Source organism: Pseudomonas sp. 05N434 (genome assembly GCF_056396965.1).
Genome location: NZ_JBFTMK010000644.1, coordinates 1 through 2,592 on the forward strand (window position 1 = coordinate 1; position 2,592 = coordinate 2,592).

Consider the following 2,592-nt stretch of genomic DNA (forward strand, 5'->3'; position numbering starts at 1 on the left):
TCTTCCGGTTGTGCTTACGGCAGCTCCAGGCTCTTTGCCCGGCGTGGAAACCTGGTTCAACCTACCCGCGCTGGTGATTATGCTGGCAATTACCTGGATGCTTTCCATGGGCATCAAGGAATCCGCGCGCGTAAACAACGTGATGGTAATCATCAAAATCGCCGTGGTGCTGCTCTTCATCGCCGTTGGTGTGCGACATGTTCAGCCGGCTAACTGGCAACCATTCGCTCCCTTCGGTGGCCATGGCATTTTGAGTGCTTCGGCCTTGGTTTTTTTTGCTTTCATTGGTTTCGATGCGGTTTCCTCTGCCGCCGAAGAAGTGAAAAAACCGGCGCGTGATCTCCCCATCGGTATTATCGGTTCCTTGGCCGTTTGTGCGGTGTTATACGTTGCCGTTTCAATGATCATGACCGGCATCGTGCCCTATGCCCAATTCCTTGGCGTTGATCATCCGGTTTCATTGGCGTTGCAACATGCCGGTGAAAGCTGGGTTGCCGGGTTCGTTGATTTAGGCGCAATCGTTGGCATGACGACTGTCATTCTGGTGATGGCTTACGGTCAAACCAGGATCATCTACGCGATGTCGCGCGACGGACTGCTTCCCCAGCGCCTTTCCAGGGTTCATACACGATTCGGCACCCCATTTTTCGCCACCTGGATGGTCGGAATAGTCTTCGGGCTGATCTCGGCACTGATTCCGCTAAACGTCCTCGCCGAGCTGATCAACATCGGTACGTTGGCCGCATTCAGTTTGATCTCGGTGGCAGTGATCGTATTGCGCAAGACCCGACCCGATCTTCCTCGTGCATTCAGATGCCCCGGCGTGCCCATTGTTCCATTGCTCGCCATCGCGTTCTGCGTAACCTTGATGACCTTCCTCAAGCAGACGACCTGGCTGGCATTTGGGGCGTGGTTGGCAATTGGACTGGTGATCTACTTCGCCTATGCGAGACGCCGCTCGTTATTGCATTAATCCAGCATTTCGTCAGGTCTCTTTGGAGTGTCAATCAACCTCCAATAGTTTTCAGGTGCGAAACTGCATGCCAGTTGCGCACCTGATTGCATTCGCCAGTCAACCCTCACCTCATTTGTCCTGTTTTTAGCCCTAGGAGAGCAGTGACGCGCATTTGCAGTGGCACGCGAACTCTATTTATTCAGTTACCCCATTTAACTCATGACTTAGGCCCGCCACGGTGGAAGAGCCCCTTCGAAAAGTGAAAAGGCTCGATGCAGGAAACCGTTGAAGCGAGCGGCATCACGCCGCAGCCCTGCCTGCTGACCACCAATCAGGCACAGATGGGCCACCTGAGCAATCACTTCTGCTTGGCCTGGCATATGGACCAAGCGGCGGCACGTCCGTATCGCGAAATCCAGTCGTCTTGTGTCCACACGCTGCTGAAACTCGCCTACCAACGGATCATGCAGCGACCAGGCTCGGATGGAAATTTCCCGCCCAGGTTGTTTCTCAGCGGCAATACTCAAGTAGCGTTTCAAGGTTTCGCCCGCGCTACGACCCTGCGCCGCATAAGCGAGCATGCGCTCCGTGTAGTCTTCTTCCCAAGCGGCCAGCAAGGTGCGGACAAAGTCTTCGCGATTGCGGAAATGGTGATAGAACGATCCGCGGGTCACATTCAATCGGCGCGATAGACTCTCGGCCGAAACGCCGATATGCCCTATTTGGTCGAGAGCCTCAAAACCAGCCGTGATCCAATGGTTACGAGTTAGTTTTCTCACCCGTTATTTCGCTCCATGTTTAGCGCCATACAGACTGTGTATGGTGCGCAACCGATTGATACGCTGCGAACACCAGCAAAGATGGCCGTTGCGTTTTGCACGCCAGCACTTTTCATGGAGCTCGCCTTGAAGAAAATCGTTCTGGTTGCTTTCGACCAATTCACTGATATCGACCTATTCCTGATGTGGGACATCTTAGGCCGCAACACCGAGGACTGGCACATCCGAATATTGGGTTCCAGCTCTATCGTGAGATCGGCGCACGGCCTGCCTGTTTCGGTGCACGGTCCGCTTTCCGAGGCCAATAGTGCCGACGCGGTATTGTTCGTCAGCGGCAAGGAAGGGATACCCGCTGCACTTGCCGCCCCAGATTTCCTGCCGTCGTTTGAACTTGACTCCAGACGCCAGCGAATCGGCTCAATATGCGCCGGAGCTTTCATTCTCGAACGGCTTGGGCTGCTCAGCGGCCAAGCAACTACACACCCGGATGCACGATCGAGCTTGCAAGCTCTGGGACTTGAGTCCATGGACCAGCCTCTTGTATGCCAGGGGAACGTTGCAACCGCTGGCGGATGCCTTTCGGCGCTCTATCTGGTGGGATGGTTGGTTGAATCCTGGTTCGATGTCGACAAACGCCGTGCGACGTTGCTCCCTGTTCTGCCAGCTGGGCAGCAAGAGCTCTATGATGCCTTGATCGGGTTCAGCATCCGACAAGCACTTACAGGGCGACAAGGAGCGTTATACGACAAACCATCGCAACAAGAAACGCGACATGGCATGTCGTCTAATTGGTAGTTAGAACTCAGGAGAGATCCCCGATGCCCCGAGAATTTGAGCTCATTATGTCCGTGCCAGTCC

The 2,592-nt window shown here is 54.7% G+C and carries 3 protein-coding genes; 2 read left to right on the top strand and 1 reads right to left on the bottom strand.

The genetic code is table 11. The features are described from left to right. A partial coding sequence (locus AC1DLB_RS27345) for an APC family permease (protein WP_477786037.1) occupies positions 1–973 on the top strand: 973 nt, incomplete at its 5' end. A gap of 206 nt (positions 974–1,179) precedes the next feature. Here AC1DLB_RS27345 and AC1DLB_RS27350 read toward each other — a convergent pair. Next, the gene (locus AC1DLB_RS27350) at positions 1,180–1,734 is read right to left on the bottom strand and encodes a TetR/AcrR family transcriptional regulator (protein WP_477743382.1); all 555 of its coding nucleotides are present in this window, start codon (positions 1,732–1,734) and stop codon (positions 1,180–1,182) included. A gap of 126 nt (positions 1,735–1,860) precedes the next feature. Here AC1DLB_RS27350 and AC1DLB_RS27355 point away from each other — a divergent pair, with 126 nt between their 5' ends. Next, on the top strand, positions 1,861–2,529 hold the full coding sequence (locus AC1DLB_RS27355; RefSeq protein WP_477743381.1) for a DJ-1/PfpI family protein: 669 nt from the start codon (positions 1,861–1,863) through the stop codon (positions 2,527–2,529). Positions 2,530–2,592: the final 63 nt, after the last annotated feature.